This is a genomic window from Pseudomonas sp. HS-18, from assembly GCF_020401845.1.
GTDB classification, from domain to species: domain Bacteria; phylum Pseudomonadota; class Gammaproteobacteria; order Pseudomonadales; family Pseudomonadaceae; genus Pseudomonas; species Pseudomonas nitroreducens.
In genome coordinates, this window is sequence record NZ_CP084413.1 from 4163745 (window position 1) to 4183898 (window position 20154).

The following is a 20154-nucleotide window of genomic DNA, read 5'->3' on the forward strand; positions in this document are numbered from 1 at the left end:
CTGTCAGTTGCTGATCGGCCGGCGTCCTGCCAGGGCGTGGGCCAGCGTGCCGCCGTCCACCAGTTCCAGTTCGCCACCCAGCGGCACACCGTGGGCGATGCGCGACAGCACCAGGTCACCGCCGCCTAGCAACTGGGCGATGTAGTGGGCGGTCGCCTCGCCTTCCACCGTGGGGTTGGTGGCGAGAATGATCTCGCTGAAACTGCCGGCCTTGATTCGCGCCTCAAGCTCAGGAATGCCGATGGCTTCCGGGCCCAGGCCATCCAGCGGCGACAGGTGTCCCTTGAGCACGAAGTAGCGGCCGCGATAACCGGTCTGCTCGACAGCAAACACGTCCAGCGGCCCTTCCACCACGCACAGCAGGCTGTCATCGCGGCGCGGGTCGGTGCACTGCGGGCAGAACTCGTCTTCCGACAGCGTGCGGCACTGCTTGCAGTGGCCAACGCCTTCCATCGCCTGGGTCAGCGCCTGCGCCAGGCGCAGGCCGCCGCTGCGGTCACGCTCCAGCAGCTGCAGCGCCATGCGCTGGGCACTCTTCTGCCCCACTCCGGGCAGGGTGCGCAGGGCGTCGATCAGTTGGCGGATCAGCGGCGTGAAGCTCATGGGGCGGTCTCGAATTTCGGGAGTATTAGAACGAAGGAACGCACGGTTCGCGCTCACATACTTGGCAAGCCGGAAGGCAAGTGCATTCTCTTTTGGAAAACAGGAAACGAAGAAGTCAGCCCACAGGCCGCTCAGGCCCAAGCAGGGCAAGGCGCCGTCGGGTGAGGAACCGGAGTGTGCTGCAGCACATGAGGAGTCCGAACCCGACGACAACGCCGCCATGCGCCGGGCATGGGCGGCACGATCAAACTCAGAAGGGCATTTTGAAGCCGGGCGGCAATTGCATGCCAGCGGTCATGCCGGACATCTTCTCCTGGTTGTTCTGCTCGATCTTGCGCACGGCGTCGTTCACCGCGGCGGCGATCAGGTCCTCGAGGATTTCCTTGTCTTCCTGCATCAGGCTGTCATCCAGGGAGACGCGCTTGACGTCGTGGCGACCGGTCATCACCACGCTCACCAGGCCGGCGCCGGATTGACCGGTCACTTCGGCGTTGGCCAGCTCTTCCTGCATCTTCTGCATCTTTTCCTGCATCTGCTGGGCCTGCTTCATCAGGCCGGCCATGCCACCTTTCATCATGTCGAGTTCCTCGATTCGTTCAGTCGTCGACCCAGGCTCAAGCCTTGGCCTCCAGGGGTTCGATAGTACCGTCGCGGACGACCGCGGCGAACTGTTGCTTCATCTGTAGCACATAAGGGTCGGCGGCGATCGACGCCTCGGCCTGGCGCTGGCGCTCGGCACGTTTGCGCGCGGCGGCCTGGGCCGGGGTTTCCTGCTCGGGCTTCTGCTGGGTCACCTGCAGGGTCAGCGTACGACCGTGGAACTGGTTCAGCGCATCGTTCAGGCGACGCTGCTGGGTCGCGTTGAACAGCGCGCTCTGGCCCGGATCCAGGTGCAGGTGCCAGGTATCGCCCTCGACGGCGACCAGCGTGCAGTTGGCGCCGATGCTGGCCGTCAGGCCGGCCAGGCCCAGGCGCGGGAACAGGTCCAGCCACTCGGCAGCCAGACCGGTTGCCGGCATGGCGGCGGGCTCGGGTTCGGGCTCGGCCTGCTCCTGCGGCGCCTCGTTCTCGAGGTAGCCGTAGGACTCCATGTCGACTTCGTAGTAGTCCTCGGCGGGCGGCGGCTCGTCATCGCGGTCGTCGTCCTCGGCCGGAACTTCGGCGATTATCGGGGCCGGCTCTTCGACCTTGGGCGCAGGCGCTTCCACCGGTGCCGGCGTGGCAGCTGCAGGTGCAGGTGCAGGTGCAGGTGCAGGTGCAGCAGTCTCGACTGGCGCTGGAGCCGCGGCAATCGGTGCGGCAGGTTCGTCCCACGGCAGATCGATCGGCGCCTCGGCGACGGCTTGTTCCGGCTCGGCAGCCGGCGCCGTCGGCTCGAGTTGCACGGCGGCTTCCGGCTCCACCGGAGCCGGCTCAGGCACAGGTTGGACAACCGGAGTCGGCGCAACGGCTGGTTCGGCTTGCGCAGCCGGAGCCGGAGCCGGCTGAGGCTGAGGCGCGGCAACAGCAGGCACAACCGCAGCAACCGGCACTACCGGTGCAGGCGCAACAGCCGGAGCAGCAATGGATGCAACCGGCGCCGCAACGGCGGCGCCGGCCACTGGGTTCTGGTTGGAATCAGCCGTGGCCTTGCTGATCCCCAGGTCCTTTAGTGGTGACCTCGGTGCGCCGTCGGCATCCGCCGGGCGGAACGCCAGCATGCGCAACAGGACCATCTCGAAGCCGCCGCGGGGATCGGGCGCCAGCGGCAGGTCGCGGCGGCCGATCAGGCCCATCTGGTAGTAGAACTGCACGTCCTCGGCTGGCAAGGCCTGGGCCAGCGCCAGCACACGGTCGCGGTCGCCCTGGCCGTTGTCCACCGCCTCGGGCAGCGCCTGGGCAATGGCCACGCGGTGCAACACGTTGAGTATCTCGGCCAGCACGCCGCCCCAGTCCGGGCCCTGCTCGGCCAAGTGGCGTACCGCCTCCAGCAACGCGCGGGCATCGCCTTCCAGCAGCGCATGAAGCACGCCGTAGACTTGCCCGTGATCCAGGGTGCCGAGCATGGCACGCACATCCGCGGCCAGCACCTTGCCTTCACCGAAGGCGATGGCCTGGTCGGTGAGGCTCATGGCGTCACGCATGGAGCCGTCGGCAGCGCGGCCGAGCAGCCACAGCGCATCGTCCTCGAACGGCACGTTCTCGGCGCCCAGCACGTGGGTCAGGTGTTCCACCACGCGCTCCGGCGGCATGTTCTTCAGGGAGAACTGCAAGCAGCGCGAGAGGATGGTGACCGGCAGCTTCTGCGGGTCGGTGGTGGCGAGCAGGAACTTCACATGGGGCGGCGGCTCCTCCAGGGTCTTCAACAGGGCGTTGAAGCTGTGGCTGGAGAGCATGTGCACTTCGTCGATCAGGTAGACCTTGTAGCGGCCGCGGCTCGGCGAGTACTGCACGTTGTCGAGCAGCTCGCGGGTATCCTCGACCTTGGTGCGGCTGGCGGCGTCGACTTCGATCAGGTCGACGAAACGGCCCTCATCGATCTCGCGGCACACCGAGCACTGTCCGCACGGAGTGGAGCTGACGCCGGTCTCGCAGTTCAGGCACTTGGCCAGGATGCGCGCGATGGTGGTCTTGCCCACGCCGCGGGTCCCGGTGAACAGGTAGGCGTGGTGCAGGCGCTGATTGTCCAGCGCGTTGATCAGGGCCTTGAGCACATGGGTCTGGCCGACCATTTCGCGGAACGAGCGCGGACGCCATTTGCGGGCAAGAACCTGATAACTCATTGAAATCCATCGCGACAGGTGAGCAGAAGTGCGCTAATCCTAGCGAAGCGGACCGTAAATTGCACTCGATGTCCGCACCGGACGTTGTCGCATCTTGGCAAGGGCCGGGCTACACGGCATTGTGTCGTCGTTCTGCCATCAACGGAGCCTTGATGCGCTTCCTCGCCACCGCCCTGCTGCTGACCGCCACCCTCGCCCAGGCCGACGACCGTCCCCTGCGCTTCTCGGTGGTCGACAGCTGGGCGATGCCGCTGGCGCAGATCGAAAATGGCGAACTGACCGGCGGCATCCTGTTCGAGCTGTTCAACGAGACGGCCCGCGAGCTTGGACGGACACCGGCGTTCCACATCGTGCCCCGCGCCCGCATCGAACAGGCGCTGCTCACTCACTCCGTGGACGTGCGCTGCTACGTCTCGCGCACCTGGATCGAGCACGAGTTCAAGGACTACCGCTGGACTGCACCACTGATGTTGCAGCGCGACCTGCTGGTGGTCCGCGACGCCCCTGCGGAAAACCTCGAAACCCTCCCCAGCCAGTCCATCGGCACGGTGCTGGGCTACCACTACCCCCGCCTGCAGCCGCTTTTGGACAGCCACTGGCTGATCCGCGACGACGCGCGCAACCAGGAGCTGGTGCTGAAGAAGCTGCGCATCGGACGCTATCAATATGCGATCAGCAGCGAGTTCGCGCTGAACTGGTTCAACCGTGATCTGCCCGAGGCGGAGCGCCTGAGAACCGCCAGCGTGATCGAGGAGACCCCGCTGTCGTGCATGGTGCTGGACGCGCCCGAAGTCCGCGCCGAAGAGGTGCTCTCGGTGCTGGCGAAGATCAAGGCGTCAGGGAAGATCGAGCAGATCCTGGATCACTACCGCTGAGACGGGCAGCGCTCGACAGGCCGCGAGGCGGGCCATTTTCCAGGCTCCGAAATGGAGGCGGCCCCGCCAGCCACACCCCGGCACACAATGTCCCCGCCTTGGCTGCTTCCTTCCGGACCTGACCAGGTAAGCGAGTAATCGTTGCGGGGGGACCGACAGGGCCACCATCGCGAGAGCTCGCCAGTCCGGCGAGCCGCGCCATTGTAGCGGCTTGAGCGCAAGTTACAAGCACTTCAAGCACTTACGTTCTTTCCTTTGATCCACATCGCAGCCCGGGGAGCTTTTCCGCCAGGCCACTCAAGCTTCCTCGCCACAGGCCGAAGCAATGGATAAGTCCGCCCGCTCGGGGCGTCCCCGCCCATGCAAGGAGTGTTCAAATGCGATTGATCGTGAACTCTACCGCGCTACTTGCCATTGCCCTCTGCGGCTCGCTGCAGGCGGCCAGCAGCGGCACCATCACCTTTCGCGGCGCCGTCGTCGAGCCTACCTGCCAGATCGGCGTGAGCGACATCACCAACTCCAGCGGCCGGGTGACGGCCAGCCAGTGCAAACAGTCGGTGGACCTGTACCTGAACGAGCCCCGCGGCAATCAGCTAGCGGTGCATTACCGACTCACCGACAGCCAGGGTCGCACAGTGGAAAAACTCAGCACACCGAACGGCAACGTCGCGGGGATGATTCGCGCCAAGGACCCAGCAGGCACGCGTCACCTCGTGCTGGTAGCCGAGTACCTGTAACCGGTCTCACTGCGCCTGCAGCATGCCCTCGGGCCGGGGCTGGGTAGAGACTTCCAGGTTCGGCCCGATGAACAGGTCCATCTTGCTGTAGCCCGGACGGGTGCTGAAGGTGGAGTAGCGCTCCGCGCCCTGGTGGAACTGGAAGGCCACGCGATATTCCCCGGAACGCCACAGGCGCAGCGGGAAGGTTCGCGCCTCACCAGGCTTGATCTCGCCCGCGAGGGTTTCCTCGCCGTTTTCCTTGTAGCTGTAGCTGACCGCCGGACCACCCTGCGCCTCGTAATGCAGGACGATCTGCGGGCGCTCGGTCCAGGCCACGTAAGCCCCGAACAACAGCACCAGTGCCCCTACGCCGAGCAGGCGCTGCTTTCTTGCCTTGTCCATCTTGCTCTCCGTCAACCAATGGAATGGCCCGTCCCGTCCTGCATCGCAACGCAGAGGCCGAACGGGCCTGCCGATCAGTTCAGGCTGTCGACCAGAGCCTTGGCGGGCACCAGACGCACGGCCTTCTTCGCGGCGATCTCGATGGTCTTGCCGGTCTGCGGATTGCGGCCGGTACGGGCGGCGCGTTCGCTGACCTTGAGCTTGCCGATACCCGGCAGGGTCAGCTCACCGTCGTTCTCCAGGGCGTCCTGGGCGATCTGCGCCAGTTGCTCGAACACGCCGCGCACGGCGGCCTGGGTCAGGTCGAGGGATTCGGCGATATCGCGAACCAGTTGGTCCTTGGTCATGGGCATGGAATGACTCCTTGATGCGTTGATCTTGATTCTTTGATTGAAAGGAAGGCGTGTCAGGCGCCGATGCCGTGGTCGGCCAGCAGCTTGATCAGCTGCTCTTCGTCCATCACGGCGACGCCAAGTTCCTGGGCCTTGGCCAACTTTGAACCTGCTCCCGGTCCGGCAACGACACAATGGGTCTTGGCGGAGACGGAGCCGGCCACCTTGGCGCCCAGGCTTTCCAGCTTTTCCTTGGCGACGTCGCGGCTCATGGCCTCCAGCGTGCCGGTGAGCACCCAGGTCTGGCCCGCCAGCGGCAGGCCTTCGACGACCTTGCGCTCGCTGCGCCAGTGCATGCCGAACTCCGCCAGCTGTGCCTCGACGGCCTTGGCACGCTCGACGCGGGTGGCATCGGCGAAGTACTCGCGCACCGACTGCCTGGCCTTCTCGTTCACTCCTTTCAGGGTGCTGAGGTCCAGCCAGTCCTGGCTGAGGGCAACCAGTGCGTCGAGGCTGCCGGTGCGGTCCGCGAGCTTCTCGGCGCCAGTGGCGGCGATGAAGGGAATGTTCAGCTTGTCGATGAAGCCTGCCAGGGTGGCGACGGCGGCGAACTCGGCCGATACCTCGCCCTCGTCCTGCAGCTCGACGCCACGCTCCAGCAGTTGCTGGATCACGCTGCGGTTGTGCTCGTCATCGAAGAAATTGTGGATCTCATAGGCCACTTCACCGCCCACATCGGGTAGGTAGGTCAGCACCTCCGGCAGCGCCTTCTGGATGCGCGCCAGCGAGCCCAGGGAGCGTGCCAGCAGCTTGGCCGTCTCCTCGCCCACGTCCGGGATACCCAGGGCGAAGACGAAGCGTGCCAGCGCCGGCTTGCGGCTGTCGGCAATGGCAGCGAGCAGATTGCGCGTGGAGACTTCGGCGAAGCCCTCCAGCTCGATGACCTGCTCGAAGGTCAGGGTGTAGAGATCGGCCGGCGACTTCACCAGGCCCTTGTCCACCAGTTGCTCGACGATCTTGTCGCCGAGGCCGTCGATATCCATGGCGCGGCGAGAAACGAAGTGGATGATCGCCTGCTTGAGTTGCGCCTGGCAGAACAGTCGTCCGACGCAACGGTAGATGGCCCCCTCGCTGACCGACTCCTTGCCCTTGCTGCGCTTCACCAACTGAGTACGTTCGACCTGCGAGCCGCATACCGGGCACTGGGTGGGGATTGCGACCGGGCGCGCGTCTGCCGGGCGGCGCTCGGTGACCACCTGCATGACCTGCGGAATCACGTCGCCGGCCCGGCGGATGATCACGGTGTCGCCGATCATCAGACCCAGGCGCGCGACCTCGTCCATGTTGTGCAGCGTGGCATTGGAAACGGTCACACCGGCCACCTGGACCGGCTTCAGGCGTGCCACGGGCGTCACTGCGCCGGTGCGGCCGACCTGGAATTCCACGTCCAAGAGTTCGGTGAGCTCCTCCCGCGCCGGGAACTTGTGGGCGATGGCCCAGCGCGGCTCGCGGGCACGGAAGCCCAGCTCGCGCTGGAAATCGGTGCGGTTGACCTTGAACACCACGCCGTCGATTTCGTAGGCGAGACTGTCGCGGCGCGTCCCGATGTCTTCGTAATAGGCGCGGCAACCCTCCACACCCTTGGCCAGCTTCAGCTCGCGGCTGATCGGGATACCCCAGCCCTTCAAGGCCTCAAGGATCTCCACCTGGGTGCCCGGCAGCGTGCCGCCCTCGACCCGGCCAAAGCCGTAGCAGCAGAATTCCAGCGGGCGGCTGGCGGTGATCTTCGAATCCAGCTGGCGCAGGCTACCGGCGGCAGCATTGCGCGGGTTGGCGAAGGTCTTGCCGCCGGCTTCCATCTGCCGTTCGTTGAGCGCCTCGAAGCCTGCCTTGGACATGAACACTTCACCACGCACTTCCAGTATCGCCGGCCAGCCCTCGCCCTTCAGGCGCAGTGGCACGTTGCGGATGGTGCGCACGTTGACGCTGATGTCTTCGCCGGTGGTGCCGTCGCCACGGGTGGCACCGCGGGTCAGCACGCCATTTTCGTACAGCAGGCTGACCGCCAGGCCATCGAGCTTGGGCTCGCAGCTGTATTCCACCTCGGCTCCGCCGCCGAACAGATCGGAGGAAGGCAGCTGATCGGCCAGGCCCTCGCGCACACGGCGATCAAAATCGATGAGATCCTGCTCCTCGAAGGCGTTGCCCAGGCTCAGCATCGGCACTTCGTGGCGTACTTCGCCGAAAGCCGAAGCGGCCGCGCCGCCGACGCGCTGGGTTGGCGACTCGGGAGTAATCAGTTGGGGATGCTCGGCTTCCAGCGCCTTCAGTTCGCGGAACAGGCGGTCGTACTCGGCGTCCGGCACGCTAGGCTCGTCGAGCACGTAATAGCGGTAGTTATGGTCGTCGAGTTCGCTGCGCAGCTGGGCGATGCGTTCGGCAGCGGTCTGGGGATCGGTCATGCGGGAATCTCGGCGGCTTTATTCTGCTTGAGGTAGAAATGCGAAGCCCCAAGGGTCGCTTGGGGCTTCTGTGCAGCGTGCTGAAAGCTTAGCGCTTCTGGGTCAGGGCGCGTCGTTCGAAATCGATGATGCGCTGACGGTAGTGCTCGATGGTCTGCGCAGTCATCACGCTGCGCTGCTCGTCCTTCAGCTCGCCATTGAGCTCCTGGGCCAGCTTGCGGGCGGCGGCGATCATCACGTCGAATGCCTGCTTGGGATGGCGCGGGCCCGGCAGGCCGAGGAAGAAGCTCACGGCACGGGTGCTGAACTGGTCGATGTTGTCCAGATCGAAGGTGCCCGGCTTGACCGCGTTGGCCATGGAGAACAGCACTTCACCGTTGCCAGCCATGCTCTCGTGGCGATGGAAGATGTCCATTTCGCCGTAGCGCAGGCCGCTTTCCAGGATGTTCTGCAGCAGCGCAGGCCCCTTGAAGCCACCCTCGTCGCGGCTGATGACGTTGATGATCAGCACTTCGTCGATCGGAGCCTGGGCCGCCGAAGAGGCGGCAGCCGGGGCAGCAGGAGCGCTACGCTCCTTGTCCTTCCTGCGCTCTTTCTTCGGCTTTTCCTGGGGCGCTTCGTCCAGCGGGTTCGGGAAATCTTCCTCGTCCAGCGGGCCGAGCAGGTTCGGTGCCGGGTCGTCCAGGTTCAGGTCGCCCTGGCGCGGTTCGCCACGGCGCTTGCCGCGCGACTCCTTGGCGCTGACCTTGGGCAGGTCTTCCTCGTCCAGTTCCGGCTCGCGGTGTTCGACCACCCGGGAAGGCCCGAGCAGTTCAGGAGTGCTTTCATCCCCGTCATCGGGCTGGTTGGCAAACTGGCGATCCAGTTTGAAGCGCAACTTGCCCTTGCCACCCCGCATGCGACGCCAGCCGTCAAACAGAATGCCGGCGATCACGATAAGCCCAATGACGATCAGCCATTCGCGCAGACCGATATCCATCTAATCCCGTAGCCCCTGAACAAAAAATGATGATGAAGAAAAGGACATCCTATCCCTTGAAAACGTGGAGCCAACTTCATGTTCTGACTGATGTTTTCCACGCGATACAAAAGTGGGCATTAAGCTAACACGCTCTCACATAACTTTACACTGTCTATGGCGACACTCCGCCGCGCACTTTGCAACTTTTCATAGCGCTTCCCACCTTCGCTTTGAGAATGCGACCTATCCCAATCAAATCAATACCTTAGACACACAACACGGCACCTTGCCAGCCTGCTGCAAGTTCTGCCGCGCGATCAGGCTTCGGCCAATGCCACCGCCTCTTCCACATCCACCGCCACCAGCCTGGAACAACCCGGTTCGTGCATGGTCACGCCCATCAACTGGTCGGCCATCTCCATGGCGATCTTGTTGTGGGTGATATAGATGAACTGCACTTTCTCCGACATCTCTTTCACCAGTCGCGCATAACGGCCGACGTTGGCATCGTCCAATGGCGCGTCGACCTCGTCGAGCATGCAGAACGGTGCCGGGTTCAGCTGGAAGATCGCAAATACCAGCGCCAGAGCGGTCAGGGCCTTCTCGCCACCGGACAGAAGATGGATGGTGCTGTTCTTCTTGCCCGGCGGTCTCGCCATGATCGCCACCCCGGTATCGAGTAGATCCTCGCCGGTAAGTTCCAGATAGGCGTGACCGCCGCCGAAAACCTTGGGGAACAATGCCTGAAGGCCAGCATTGATCTGGTCGAAGGTTTCCTTGAAGCGGTTGCGGGTTTCCTTGTCGATCTTGCGGATCACGTTTTCCAGGGTGTCCAGCGCTTCCACCAGGTCGTCGTTCTGGTCGTCGAGGTAGCGTTTGCGCTCGGATTGCTGCTGGTATTCCTCGATGGCCGCGAGGTTGATCGGCCCCAGGCGGCCGATGCGCGTGGCCAGTTCTTCCAGGCGGTTTTCCCAGACCTTCTCGGCGGCATCGTGAGGCAGCGTGCCCAGCACGCCGTGCAGGTCGTAACCGTCCTCGTGGAGCTGCTCCTGCAACGACTTGCGCCGCACGCTCAGGGCCTGCCACTCCATGCGCTGCTGTTCCAGCTGGCCGCGCAGCAATTGCGACTGCTGCTCGGCCTGGGTCCGGCGCTTCTCGGCGTCACGCAACTGGCGGTCGGCATCTTCCAGGGCGAGACGCGCGTGCTTGAGTTCGTCCTCCACTGCCATGCGCCGGTCGAGCAGCTCTTCCAGGCGCATGCGTAATTCTTCCAGCGGAGCGGCGCCTTCCTCCAGGTTGAGGTTGAGCTGCTCGCAGCGCTCGACCAGGCGCACCGCCTGGCTGTCCAGGCGCTCCAGCGCCTGGCGGGTGGATTCGTGCTGGGCACGCAGGGAACCAACGCGCACTGCCAACTGATGGGCTTGGTCCTTGTGCTGGCGCGACTCCTGGCGGATGCGGTCGAGTTTCTCGCGCATGCCGTCGCGTTCGGCGAGCAGCGACTCGCGGCGCTCGGTATCCACCGCCATGGCGTCCAGTGCTTCCTGCAGGCTCAGCCGGGCTTCGCCCAGTTGCTCCTGCTCGATGGCGTGCTGCTCGGCCAGTTCGGCCAGTTCTTCGTCAAGACGGCGCCGACGCAACGTCAACTGCTCGACCTTGGCCTGCTGCGCGGACAGTTGCGCCTTCAATTCGCCCTGGCGGCGACCTTCGTCCTGCAGGCGGCGGCGCACCTGGTCACGACCTTCCTCGGCGTGACGCTGCTCGTCACGCAGGCGCACCAGTTGCTCGTCGATCTCGGCGAGGCGCTGTTCCAGCGTCTCCCGCTCGACATAGAGGCGCTCCAGCTCCTGCCCACGCGCCAGCACGCCACCATCGGCGGATTCGCCACGGCGCACACGCAGGAAGTTGCGGCCGACCCAGTAGCCATCGCGGCTGACCAGGCTCTCGCCGTCGCCCAGCGAAGCGCGCTGGACCAGGGCCTGATCCAGGGTTTCGACCGGGCGCACGCGGCCCAGCCAGTAGCTCAGGCCGACGTTCGTCTCGACCTTGTCCAGCAGGCTGCCGGGGCGGGAAACAGCGCCAGCGGCCAGATCGAGCAGGCGCAGCTCGCCCTTCTCCAGCGCGTCGAACGGCAGCCCCTTCAGATCATCCAGCAGCACGCCATGCAGGTCGGCGCCGAGTACGGTTTCCACCGCCAGCTCCCAGCCCGGCTGCACGCGCAGCCCTTCGGCGAGGCGCGGGCGTTGTTCCAGGCCCTGTTGGCGCAGCCACTGCGCAGTGCCGTCGCCCGGATCGAGCGCGGCCTGTTGCAAGGCTTCCAGCGAGGCGATCCGGCCATTCAGGCGTTGCAGCTCGCCCTGCGCCTGGTGCTGCGCAGAGGTGCTTTCCTGCAGGGACTGGCGCACGCGCTCCAGGCGCTCGGCCAGTTCCTGCTCTTCGATCTGCGACTCTTCCAGCAGCAACTCGATGGCGGCAACCTGCTCGCCCAGTTCGAGGATCGCGGCGTCTTCCGGGTCAGCCGCCAGTTGTGTGCGTTCGTCGCTCAGCCGGCGCTGCCGCTCGGCCTGGCGCTCCAGGCTCTGCTCCAGGTGCTGGATGCGCGACTGCTGCACTTCGGCTTCGCGGCGCGGCTCGGCGCTCTGCTGGTTGAAGGCGTCCCAGCGCTGCTGCCAGTCATGCATGCGCTGCTCGGCCTCTTCCAGGCCAACGGTGGCCTCTTCGGCAGCGGCCGCGCTGATCTCCTGCTCCGGGGCCAGGCGCTCCAGCTCTTCGGCCAGGGTGGCCAGCAGCGTGCGGTCGTGGCCCAGGTGGGATTCGGTTTCCTGGCGGGTTTTCTCCGCCTCGCGCAGGTCATCCTGCAATTGCCGCAGGCGCTGCTGGCCGTGCTGGATGCTCTGCTCGACGCGGGCGATGTCGCCGCCCACGGAATAGAAGCGGCCCTGCACCTGGTTGAAGGTTTCCGACAGCTCGTGGTGGCCGTCGCGCAGGCGCTCGATGCTGGCGTCCGCGCTGCGCTGCTCGGCCACCAGCGCCTCGAAGGCCACTTCCTGGTCGCCGATCACCTTTTCCTTCTGCCCGACCTGCTCGTTCAGGTCGCGCCAGCGCAGGGCGCCGAGCTGGGCCTTGAGGGTACGTTCCTCGGCCTTGAACTCCTGGTACTTCTCCGCCGACTGGGCCTGGCGGTGCAGACGTTCGAGCTGGCGTTCCAGCTCTTCGCGCAGGTCGGTCAGGCGCGCGAGGTTTTCCTGGGTGCGGCGGATGCGGTTTTCGGTTTCGCGGCGGCGCTCCTTGTACTTGGAGATGCCGGCGGCTTCCTCGATGAAGTTGCGCAGGTCCTCGGGCTTGGCCTCGATCAGCTTGGAGATCATGCCCTGCTCGATGATCGAGTAGCTGCGCGGCCCGAGGCCGGTGCCGAGGAAGATGTCGGTGATGTCCCGGCGCCGGCACTTGGTGCCGTTGAGGAAGTAGGTGTTCTGGCCGTCGCGGGTCACGCGGCGGCGAATGGAAATCTCGGCGTAGCTGGCGTATTCGCCCAGCAGGGTCTGGTCGGAGTTGTCGAAGATCAGCTCGATGGACGCCTGGGTCACCGGCTTGCGGGTGTTGGAGCCATTGAAGATGACGTCGGTCATCGACTCGCCGCGGAGATTCTTCGCCGAACTCTCACCCATCACCCAGCGAACGGCGTCGATAATGTTGGATTTTCCGCAGCCGTTGGGGCCAACCACCGCCGCCATGTTGCTCGGAAAATTGACCGTCGTCGGATCGACGAAGGACTTGAAGCCCGCCAGCTTGATGCACTTGAGCCGCATGCGCCCTCCCCCCTTGTTCTTCTAGTAGCGAGCTTATCGTTCAGCCAGAGCGGCCAGGACCAGTTGGCTGTTGTGCCGACCGTAGTCGAGCAGCACCGCGCGGATGCCGGCTTCGTCGCGCCCGACCACCGCGCGCAGCAGGTCTTCGAAGCTGCCGATGAACTGACTCATCTCGCCTTTGCGGCGTTCCAGGGCCAGATGATAAGTGCGGCTGATGGCCGGCAGGAGATTTTCCACGGTTTCCTGCAGGTAGGGGTTGCCAGCGAACGGGAAGGCAGCGCGCATGATGTCGAAGCTGGATTCGACGAAGGCGTTGATGTCGCCGCGCTCGAGGTTGTCCAGCAGGCGCTGCTGGATCGCCATGAAGGGTGCCAGGTCGGCCTCTTCCCGCCAGGTCCGGGCCACGCTGCTGGCGAGCATGATGTACAGCTCGATGACCAGCGAGTAGAGGCTTTCGACGTGGGCGGGAGACAGCTCGGACACCTGGGCGCCGCGGCGCGGCAGGATTACCACCAGGTGGCGGCGCTCAAGGATCAGCAGCGCCTCGCGCACCGAGCCACGGCTGACATTGAGGGTCTGGGTGACCTTCTGTTCCTGGATGCGCTCGCGCTCCTTGAGTTCGCCCCGGATGATGCGCTCGGCAAGGTGATGCGCGATCTGCTCAGCCAGGCTGTCCGGGGCCTTGAACGTCATGGTTGTCCTTAAGAATCGGAGCGCTTTTCGAGGGGTAATGCGGACGCGTAGTGTAACACAGGGTGTTACCGCGCCATCCCCTGCCCTGGGGGGATGACAGAACAAAGGTTGGTGCGTCTGACAGGGGAATCAGGCGCAGGATTGTCAGACAATCCTACACAAGAGACGTATCGGGAGTCGTCCATGTTCGCCTTTTTCCTTTCCCCTGCCTGGATGTTGCGTCTCAAAAAAGCCGGCTACTGGATCTGGCTGGTGCCGGTGTTCGGTATCCCCGTCAGCTACTGGTGGTCCTACGGCAGCAACTATCCCAATGCCTGGGCCTGGCTGGTGATCACCGTGGTGTTCGGGGTGATCCCGCTGCTGGACTTCGTGGTCGGCCGCGATCCGGCCAACCCGGATGAGATCGAGGAAGTCCCACCCATGGAGCGCGAGGGCTATTACCGCTTCCTCAGCCTGCTGACGGTGCCGCTGCTGCTGGGCATGCTGGTGTACGGCGGCTGGGTGCTGGCCACTTATGACGCCTGGAACTGGGTCGGGCAACTGGGCTGGATTCTTTCGGTGGGCACGGTGATGGGCGCCATCGGCATCACCGTCTCCCACGAACTGATCCACAAGGACCCGGAGCTGGAACAGAACGCCGGCGGCCTGCTGCTGGCGGCGGTGTGCTACGCGGGCTTCAAGGTCGAGCACGTACGCGGGCACCATGTGCACGTCTCAACGCCGGAGGACGCCTCGTCCTCGCGCTACGGCCAGAGCCTCTACGCCTTCCTGCCTCACGCCTACAAGCACAACTTCCTGAATGCCTGGAAGCTCGAGAAGGAGCGCCTCAAACGCAAGGGCCTGCCGGCGCTGCACTGGCGCAACGAGCTGATCTGGTGGTACGTCATCAGCGCGCTGTTCCTGGTCGGTTTCACGGTTGCCTTCGGCTGGATCGGCGCGGTCTACTTCATCGGCCAGTCGGTGATGGCCTTCACCCTGCTGGAGATCGTCAACTACGTCGAGCACTACGGGCTGCACCGGCGCCGCCTCGAAACCGGGCGCTACGAGCGAACCACCCACGAGCACTCCTGGAACAGCAACTTCCTGCTGACCAACCTGTTCCTCTTCCACCTGCAGCGCCATTCCGACCACCACGCCAACGCCAAGCGCCGCTATCAGGTCCTGCGGCACTTCGACGAGAGCCCGCAATTGCCCAATGGCTATGCCGGGATGATCGTCCTGGCGCTGTTCCCGCCGCTCTGGCGCGCGGTGATGGACCGCCGGGTGCGCGCCTATTACGCCGGTGAGGAATATCAGCTGAGCGCTACCCAGCAAGCCTGATCGACGAGTTCCACGCCTTGGCGGCAAGCCCTACCCCGGCTTGCCGCCTTTTTTCTTTCCGCTGACCTTGTAGGAGCGAGCTTGCTCGCGAAGCTCTTCGCCCCTTGAAAGCCAGTCGATCGGCACGGCGCACGTGTCTGCAACGGCGGTTCGCGAGCAAGCTCGCCACTGCGAGAAGCCACTCTCTCCCTACCACTTGTCATGCCGGAAAAACTTTCTGACTATTCGGACAGAAATTTTATTGACTCAAAAGTCAGCTTTCCATAAATTCGCCATCCAGTGCCCTACCAAAAACAAGAATCAGCCTGGAGGCAAGCCTTGATCAGGTTCCTGCTCAATCGCGAGCTGCGCGTCGAAGACCGCCTCGATCCCAATCTCACCGTGCTCAACTACCTGCGCCAGACCCTGGGCAAGACCGGCACCAAGGAGGGTTGCGCCTCCGGTGACTGCGGCGCCTGCACCGTGGTGGTCGGCGAGCTGGTCGGTGAAGAAGGTGCCGAGCGCATCCGCTACCGCACCCTCAACTCCTGTCTCACCTTCGTTTCCTCGCTGCACGGCAAGCAGCTGATCAGCGTCGACGACCTCAAGCACCGCGGCGAACTGCACGGCGTACAGCAGGCCATGGTCGACTGCCACGGCTCGCAGTGCGGCTTCTGCACCCCCGGCTTCGTCATGTCGCTGTTCGCCCTGCAGAAGAACAGCGCGGGCGAAACCGCCGACGAGCGCAAGGCCGAAGCCCATGAAGCGCTGGCCGGCAACCTGTGCCGCTGCACCGGCTACCGCCCGATCCTTGATGCCGCCGAGCAGTCCTGCTGCCAGAAGCAGCCCGACCAGTTCGACGTCGCCCAGCCGGAAATCATCGCCCAGCTCAAGGCTATCGCGCCCAACGAAACCGCCGAGCTCAACAGCGGCGACAAGCGCTGCCTGCTGCCGCTGACCATCGCCGACCTGGCCGACCTCTACACCGCCAACCCGCAAGCACGGCTGCTGGCCGGCGGCACCGACCTGGCCCTGGAAGTCACCCAGTTCCACCGCGAACTACCGGTGATGATCTACGTCGGCCATGTCGAGGAAATGAAGCGCGTCGAAGTCTTCGACGACCGTATCGAGATCGGCGCGGCGACTCCGCTGACCGACTGCTATGAAGCGCTTTCCCGCGACTACCCGGACTTCGGCGAGTTGCTGCACCGCTTCGCCTCGCTGCAGATCCGCAACCAGGGCACCCTGGGCGGCAACATCGGCAACGCATCCCCCATCGGCGACTCGCCGCCGCTGCTGATCGCCCTCGGCGCGCGCCTGGTGCTGCGCAAGGGCGCCGAACGCCGCGAACTGCCGATCGACGAATACTTCATCGACTACAAGGTCACCGCGCGCCAGGAAGGCGAGTTCATCGAACAGGTGATCATCCCCCGTCCGCAGGCCAACCAGGCGTTCCGTGCCTACAAGGTCTCCAAGCGCCTGGACGACGATATTTCCGCCGTGTGCGCCGCCTTCAGCGTCACCGTGGAGAACTGCAAGATCACCGCGGTGCGCACCGGCTTCGGCGGCATGGCGGCGATTCCGAAGCGCGCCAGGGCCTGCGAGGCCGCGCTGCTCGGCCAGACCTTCAATAGCGCCACCTTCGAACGCGCCGCACAGGCTCTGAGCGAAGATTTCGCGCCGCTCACCGACTTCCGTGCGAGCAAGGAATACCGCCTGCTCACCGCGCAGAACCTGCTGCGTAAGTGCTTCCTGGAGCTGGAAGCCCCTCAGGCCGTGACCCGGGTGACCCACTATGCATAAGCCGCAAAAAAGCCAGGAAGAACTCACCGCGCTGTTCCGCGCCGACCTCACCACCGGCGTCGGCCGCAGCGTCAAGCACGAAAGCGCGCCCAAGCACGTCAGCGGCGAAGCGCAGTACATCGATGACCGACTGGAATTCCCCAACCAGTTGCACGTCTACGCCCGCATGAGCGACCGCGCCCACGCGCGCATCACCAAACTGGACGTCAGCCCCTGCTACCAGTTCCCCGGCGTCGCCATCGCCATCACCAAGGATGACGTGCCCGGCCAGCTGGACATCGGCCCGGTGGTCGCCGGCGACCCGCTGCTGGCGGACGGCAAGGTCGAGTACGTCGGCCAGATGGTCATCGCCGTCGCCGCCGACAGCCTGGAAACCGCGCGCAAGGCGGCCATGGCCGCGATCATCGAGTACGAGGACCTGGAACCGGTGCTCGACGTGGTCGAAGCGCTGCGCAAGAAGCACTTCGTGCTCGACAGCCACCAGCACAAGATCGGCGACTCCGAGGCCAAGCTCGCCACCGCGCCGAACCGCATCCAGGGCACCCTGCATATCGGCGGCCAGGAGCACTTCTACCTGGAGACGCAGATTTCCTCGGTGATGCCCACCGAAGACGGCGGCGTGATCGTCTACACCTCCACGCAGAACCCCACCGAAGTGCAGAAGCTGGTGGCCGAAGTGCTGGGCATCTCCTTCAACAAGGTGGTCATCGACATGCGCCGCATGGGTGGCGGCTTCGGCGGCAAGGAAACCCAGGCGGCCGCTCCGGCCTGCCTGTGCGCCGTGATCGCGCGCCTGACCGGCCGCCCGACGAAGATGCGCCTGCCGCGCGTCGAAGACATGCAGATGACCGGTAAGCGCCACCCGTTCTATGTCGAGTACGACGTGGGCTTCGAGGACGACGGCCTGCTGCACGGCATCAACATCGAGCTGGCCGGCAACTGCGGCTACTCGCCGGACCTCTCCGGCTCCATCGTCGACCGCGCGATGTTCCACTCGGACAACGCCTACTTCCTCGGCAACGCCACGGTGAACGGTCACCGCTGCAAGACCAACACCGCGTCGAACACCGCCTACCGCGGCTTCGGCGGCCCGCAGGGCATGGTCGCCATCGAGGAGATCATGGACGCCGTCGCGCGCCATCTGGGCAAGGACCCGCTGGACGTGCGCAAGCGCAACTACTACGGCAAGGACGAGCGCAACGTCACCCACTACTACCAGCAGGTGGAACACAACCTGCTGCAGGAGATGACCGAGGAACTGGAAGCCAGCGCCGAGTACGCCAAGCGCCGCGCCGAAATCCGCGCCTTCAACGCCAGCAGCCCGGTACTGAAGAAAGGCCTGTCGCTGACCCCGGTGAAATTCGGCATCAGCTTCACTGCCACCTTCCTCAACCAGGCCGGCGCGCTGATCCACATCTACACCGATGGCAGCATCCACCTGAACCACGGCGGCACCGAGATGGGCCAGGGCCTGAACACCAAGGTCGCCCAGGTGGTCGCCGAGGTCTTCCAGGTCGACATCGACCGCGTGCAGATCACCGCGACCAACACCGACAAGGTCCCCAACACCTCGCCCACCGCCGCGTCCTCCGGTGCCGACCTGAACGGCAAGGCCGCGCAGAACGCCGCCGAAACCCTCAAGCAGCGCCTGGTGGAATTCGCCGCCAGGCACTGGAAGGTCACCGAGGATGACGTCGAGTTCCGCAATAACCAGGTGCGCGTGCGCGACCTGATCCTGCCCTTCGAGGAACTGGTACAGCAGGCCTACTTCGGCCAGGTATCGCTCTCCTCCACCGGCTTCTACCGCACGCCGAAGATCTACTATGACCGCAGCCAGGCGCGCGGCCGGCCGTTCTACTACTTCGCCTATGGCGTGTCCTGCTCGGAAGTGATCGTCGACACCCTCACCGGCGAGTACAAGATGCTGCGCAGCGACATCCTCCACGACGTCGGCGCCTCGCTGAACCCGGCCATCGACATCGGCCAGGTGGAAGGCGGCTTCGTCCAGGGCATGGGCTGGCTGACCATGGAAGAGCTGGTCTGGAACGCCAAGGGCAAGCTGATGACCAACGGCCCGGCCAGCTACAAGATTCCGGCCATCGCCGACATGCCCATTGACCTGCGGGTGAAGCTGGTGGAGAACCGCAAGAACCCGGAGCAGACGGTGTTCCACTCCAAGGCTGTCGGCGAGCCGCCGTTCATGCTGGGCATCTCGGTGTTCTGCGCGATCAAGGACGCCGTGGCGAGCCTGGCGGACTACCGCGCCCAGCCGCAGATCGACGCCCCAGCCACCCCCGAGCGTGTGCTCTGGGGCGTGGAGCAGATGCGCAAGCTGAAGCTGGCCCAGGCCGAGAAAGCACCGGCTCAGGTCGAGCCGGCGTGATGTGACCATGGGGCACCGCTGGCAGGGAGAGACGTCCCCACTTCCGTCCTCCGCCCTGCCAGCGGTGCCCCACCCTAACTCCAAATTGTAGGAGCGAGCTTGCTCGCGAACCGCCAAGCCACAGAGCTGCCGGGAAACCCGTTCGCGAGCAAGCTCGCTCCTACAAAAAAGCCACCTCCGAGGTTCGATACGATGAACTGGATCAGTGCCCTCGCCGACCTGCAACAGCGCGCCGAAGCCAGCGTGCTGGTGACCATCATCGAAGAACGCGGCTCGACCCCGCGCAACGCCGGCTCGAAGATGGTCGTCAGCGCCGACAAGATCTACGACACCATCGGCGGCGGCCACCTCGAATTCAAGGCCATGGCCATCGCCCGCGAGATGCTGCTGGCCCGTGAGCGCGAGCCGAAGCTGGAACGCTTCAGCCTCGGCGCCAGCCTCGGCCAGTGCTGCGGCGGCGCCACCGTGCTGCTGTTCGAACCCATGGGCCAGCCCCAGGCGCACATCGCCGTGTTCGGCGCCGGCCATGTCGGCCGCGCCCTGGTACCGCTGCTTGCCAGCCTGCCGTGCAAGGTGCGCTGGATCGACTCGCGAGAGGCCGAATTCCCCGGCCATATCCCCGAGGGTGTGACCCGTGTGATCAACGAGGATGTGATCGACGAGATCGACGAAATGCCTGCCGGCAGCTACTTCATCGTCATGACCCACAACCACGCCCTGGACCTGGAGCTGACCGCGAAGATCCTCGAGCGCAACGACTTCACCTACTTCGGCCTGATCGGCTCGGACACCAAGCGCGCCAAGTTCGAACATCGCCTGCGCGACCGCGGTTTCGCCGCCGACACCGTGCAGCGCATGCGCTGCCCCATGGGCATCGGCGAGGTGAAGGGCAAGCTGCCAGTGGAGATCGCCGTGTCCATCGCCGGCGAAGTCATCGCCACCTACAACGCCACCTTCGGTCAGCAGACCAGCCAGGGCGAGAACACCGTGGCCAAACTGTTACCCACGAGCCGCCGTGCACGCACTGCCGAAAGCGGCGCCTGAAATTTCCGCC

Annotated in this window: 15 protein-coding genes and 1 other RNA gene; 6 read left to right on the forward strand and 10 right to left on the reverse strand. The window is 64.9% G+C overall.

What is annotated here, in order from left to right:
• Positions 1-3: 3 nt before the first annotated feature.
• The 3 genes from recR to dnaX form a co-directional block, all read right to left on the reverse strand.
• Entirely contained in the window at positions 4-603 is a 600-nt protein-coding gene (recR, locus tag LDJ84_RS19270) for a recombination mediator RecR (protein ID WP_024763918.1), read from the reverse strand.
• A 250-nt stretch (positions 604-853) separates the two neighbouring features.
• Entirely contained in the window at positions 854-1180 is a 327-nt protein-coding gene (locus LDJ84_RS19275) for a YbaB/EbfC family nucleoid-associated protein (protein WP_017516839.1), read from the reverse strand.
• 37 nt (positions 1181-1217) lie between these two features.
• Positions 1218-3365: a DNA polymerase III subunit gamma/tau gene (gene dnaX / locus LDJ84_RS19280; protein ID WP_226045278.1), complete on the reverse strand. Its 2148-nt coding sequence runs from the start codon at positions 3363-3365 to the stop codon at positions 1218-1220.
• 152 nt (positions 3366-3517) lie between these two features.
• Here dnaX and LDJ84_RS19285 point away from each other — a divergent pair, with 152 nt between their 5' ends.
• Positions 3518-4240 (forward strand): substrate-binding periplasmic protein, encoded by a 723-nt coding sequence (locus LDJ84_RS19285; protein ID WP_024763915.1) that lies wholly within the window; start codon positions 3518-3520, stop codon positions 4238-4240.
• Positions 4241-4301: 61 nt separating this feature from the next.
• On the opposite strand, the gene ffs is transcribed toward LDJ84_RS19285, so the two are convergent.
• Positions 4302-4398: signal recognition particle sRNA small type (gene ffs, locus LDJ84_RS19290), an RNA gene on the reverse strand.
• 219 nt (positions 4399-4617) lie between these two features.
• On the opposite strand from ffs, the gene LDJ84_RS19295 reads away from it, so the two are divergent.
• A complete protein-coding gene (locus tag LDJ84_RS19295; protein WP_024763914.1) occupies positions 4618-4977 on the forward strand; it encodes a type 1 fimbrial protein in 360 nt (119 codons plus the stop codon).
• 6 nt (positions 4978-4983) lie between these two features.
• Here LDJ84_RS19295 and LDJ84_RS19300 read toward each other — a convergent pair whose 3' ends face one another.
• From LDJ84_RS19300 to LDJ84_RS19325, 6 genes are all read right to left on the reverse strand, one after another.
• Positions 4984-5361 (reverse strand): hypothetical protein, encoded by a 378-nt coding sequence (locus LDJ84_RS19300; RefSeq protein WP_226045279.1) that lies wholly within the window; start codon positions 5359-5361, stop codon positions 4984-4986.
• Positions 5362-5435: 74 nt separating this feature from the next.
• On the reverse strand, positions 5436-5714 hold the full coding sequence (locus tag LDJ84_RS19305; RefSeq protein WP_024763913.1) for an HU family DNA-binding protein: 279 nt from the start codon (positions 5712-5714) through the stop codon (positions 5436-5438).
• Between the two features lie 53 nt (positions 5715-5767).
• Positions 5768-8155: an NAD-dependent DNA ligase LigA gene (gene ligA, locus LDJ84_RS19310; RefSeq protein WP_226045280.1), complete on the reverse strand. Its 2388-nt coding sequence runs from the start codon at positions 8153-8155 to the stop codon at positions 5768-5770.
• Positions 8156-8243: 88 nt separating this feature from the next.
• Entirely contained in the window at positions 8244-9134 is an 891-nt protein-coding gene (gene zipA, locus LDJ84_RS19315; protein WP_024763911.1) for a cell division protein ZipA, read from the reverse strand.
• A 299-nt stretch (positions 9135-9433) separates the two neighbouring features.
• Positions 9434-12922: a chromosome segregation protein SMC gene (smc, locus tag LDJ84_RS19320; RefSeq protein WP_226045281.1), complete on the reverse strand. Its 3489-nt coding sequence runs from the start codon at positions 12920-12922 to the stop codon at positions 9434-9436.
• Between the two features lie 33 nt (positions 12923-12955).
• Positions 12956-13615 carry a GntR family transcriptional regulator gene (locus LDJ84_RS19325; protein ID WP_024763910.1) on the reverse strand — a complete coding sequence of 220 codons (660 nt, stop codon included), beginning with the start codon at positions 13613-13615 and terminating at the stop codon, positions 12956-12958.
• A 183-nt stretch (positions 13616-13798) separates the two neighbouring features.
• Here LDJ84_RS19325 and LDJ84_RS19330 point away from each other — a divergent pair, with 183 nt between their 5' ends.
• The 4 genes from LDJ84_RS19330 to xdhC all read left to right on the forward strand — a co-directional run bounded on the left by LDJ84_RS19330 (position 13799) and on the right by xdhC (position 20144).
• On the forward strand, positions 13799-14935 hold the full coding sequence (locus LDJ84_RS19330) for an alkane 1-monooxygenase (RefSeq protein WP_037008772.1): 1137 nt from the start codon (positions 13799-13801) through the stop codon (positions 14933-14935).
• Positions 14936-15253: 318 nt separating this feature from the next.
• Positions 15254-16717, forward strand: coding sequence for a xanthine dehydrogenase small subunit (gene xdhA, locus LDJ84_RS19335; protein ID WP_226045282.1), 1464 nt, complete (start codon positions 15254-15256; stop codon positions 16715-16717).
• Positions 16710-19100, forward strand: a complete 2391-nt coding sequence (gene xdhB / locus LDJ84_RS19340; RefSeq protein WP_170858445.1) for a xanthine dehydrogenase molybdopterin binding subunit — start codon at positions 16710-16712, stop codon at positions 19098-19100. The genes xdhA and xdhB overlap by 8 nt, the downstream gene beginning before the upstream one ends.
• Positions 19101-19292: 192 nt before the next feature.
• On the forward strand, positions 19293-20144 hold the full coding sequence (gene xdhC, locus LDJ84_RS19345; RefSeq protein ID WP_024763906.1) for a xanthine dehydrogenase accessory protein XdhC: 852 nt from the start codon (positions 19293-19295) through the stop codon (positions 20142-20144).
• Positions 20145-20154 lie beyond the last annotated feature (10 nt).

Excerpts from the sequence above, each read along its gene's own strand:
- recR (WP_024763918.1), bottom strand. The coding sequence starts at position 603 with ATGAGCTTCACGCCGCTGATCCGCCAACTGATCGACGCCCTGCGCACC.
- LDJ84_RS19275 (WP_017516839.1), bottom strand. The coding sequence starts at position 1,180 with ATGATGAAAGGTGGCATGGCCGGCCTGATGAAGCAGGCCCAGCAGATG.
- dnaX (WP_226045278.1), bottom strand. The coding sequence starts at position 3,365 with ATGAGTTATCAGGTTCTTGCCCGCAAATGGCGTCCGCGCTCGTTCCGC.
- LDJ84_RS19285 (WP_024763915.1), top strand. The coding sequence starts at position 3,518 with ATGCGCTTCCTCGCCACCGCCCTGCTGCTGACCGCCACCCTCGCCCAG.
- LDJ84_RS19295 (WP_024763914.1), top strand. The coding sequence starts at position 4,618 with ATGCGATTGATCGTGAACTCTACCGCGCTACTTGCCATTGCCCTCTGC.
- LDJ84_RS19300 (WP_226045279.1), bottom strand. The coding sequence starts at position 5,361 with ATGGACAAGGCAAGAAAGCAGCGCCTGCTCGGCGTAGGGGCACTGGTG.
- LDJ84_RS19305 (WP_024763913.1), bottom strand. The coding sequence starts at position 5,714 with ATGCCCATGACCAAGGACCAACTGGTTCGCGATATCGCCGAATCCCTC.
- ligA (WP_226045280.1), bottom strand. The coding sequence starts at position 8,155 with ATGACCGATCCCCAGACCGCTGCCGAACGCATCGCCCAGCTGCGCAGC.
- zipA (WP_024763911.1), bottom strand. The coding sequence starts at position 9,134 with ATGGATATCGGTCTGCGCGAATGGCTGATCGTCATTGGGCTTATCGTG.
- smc (WP_226045281.1), bottom strand. The coding sequence starts at position 12,922 with ATGCGGCTCAAGTGCATCAAGCTGGCGGGCTTCAAGTCCTTCGTCGAT.
- LDJ84_RS19325 (WP_024763910.1), bottom strand. The coding sequence starts at position 13,615 with ATGACGTTCAAGGCCCCGGACAGCCTGGCTGAGCAGATCGCGCATCAC.
- LDJ84_RS19330 (WP_037008772.1), top strand. The coding sequence starts at position 13,799 with ATGTTCGCCTTTTTCCTTTCCCCTGCCTGGATGTTGCGTCTCAAAAAA.
- xdhB (WP_170858445.1), top strand. The coding sequence starts at position 16,710 with ATGCATAAGCCGCAAAAAAGCCAGGAAGAACTCACCGCGCTGTTCCGC.
- xdhC (WP_024763906.1), top strand. The coding sequence starts at position 19,293 with ATGAACTGGATCAGTGCCCTCGCCGACCTGCAACAGCGCGCCGAAGCC.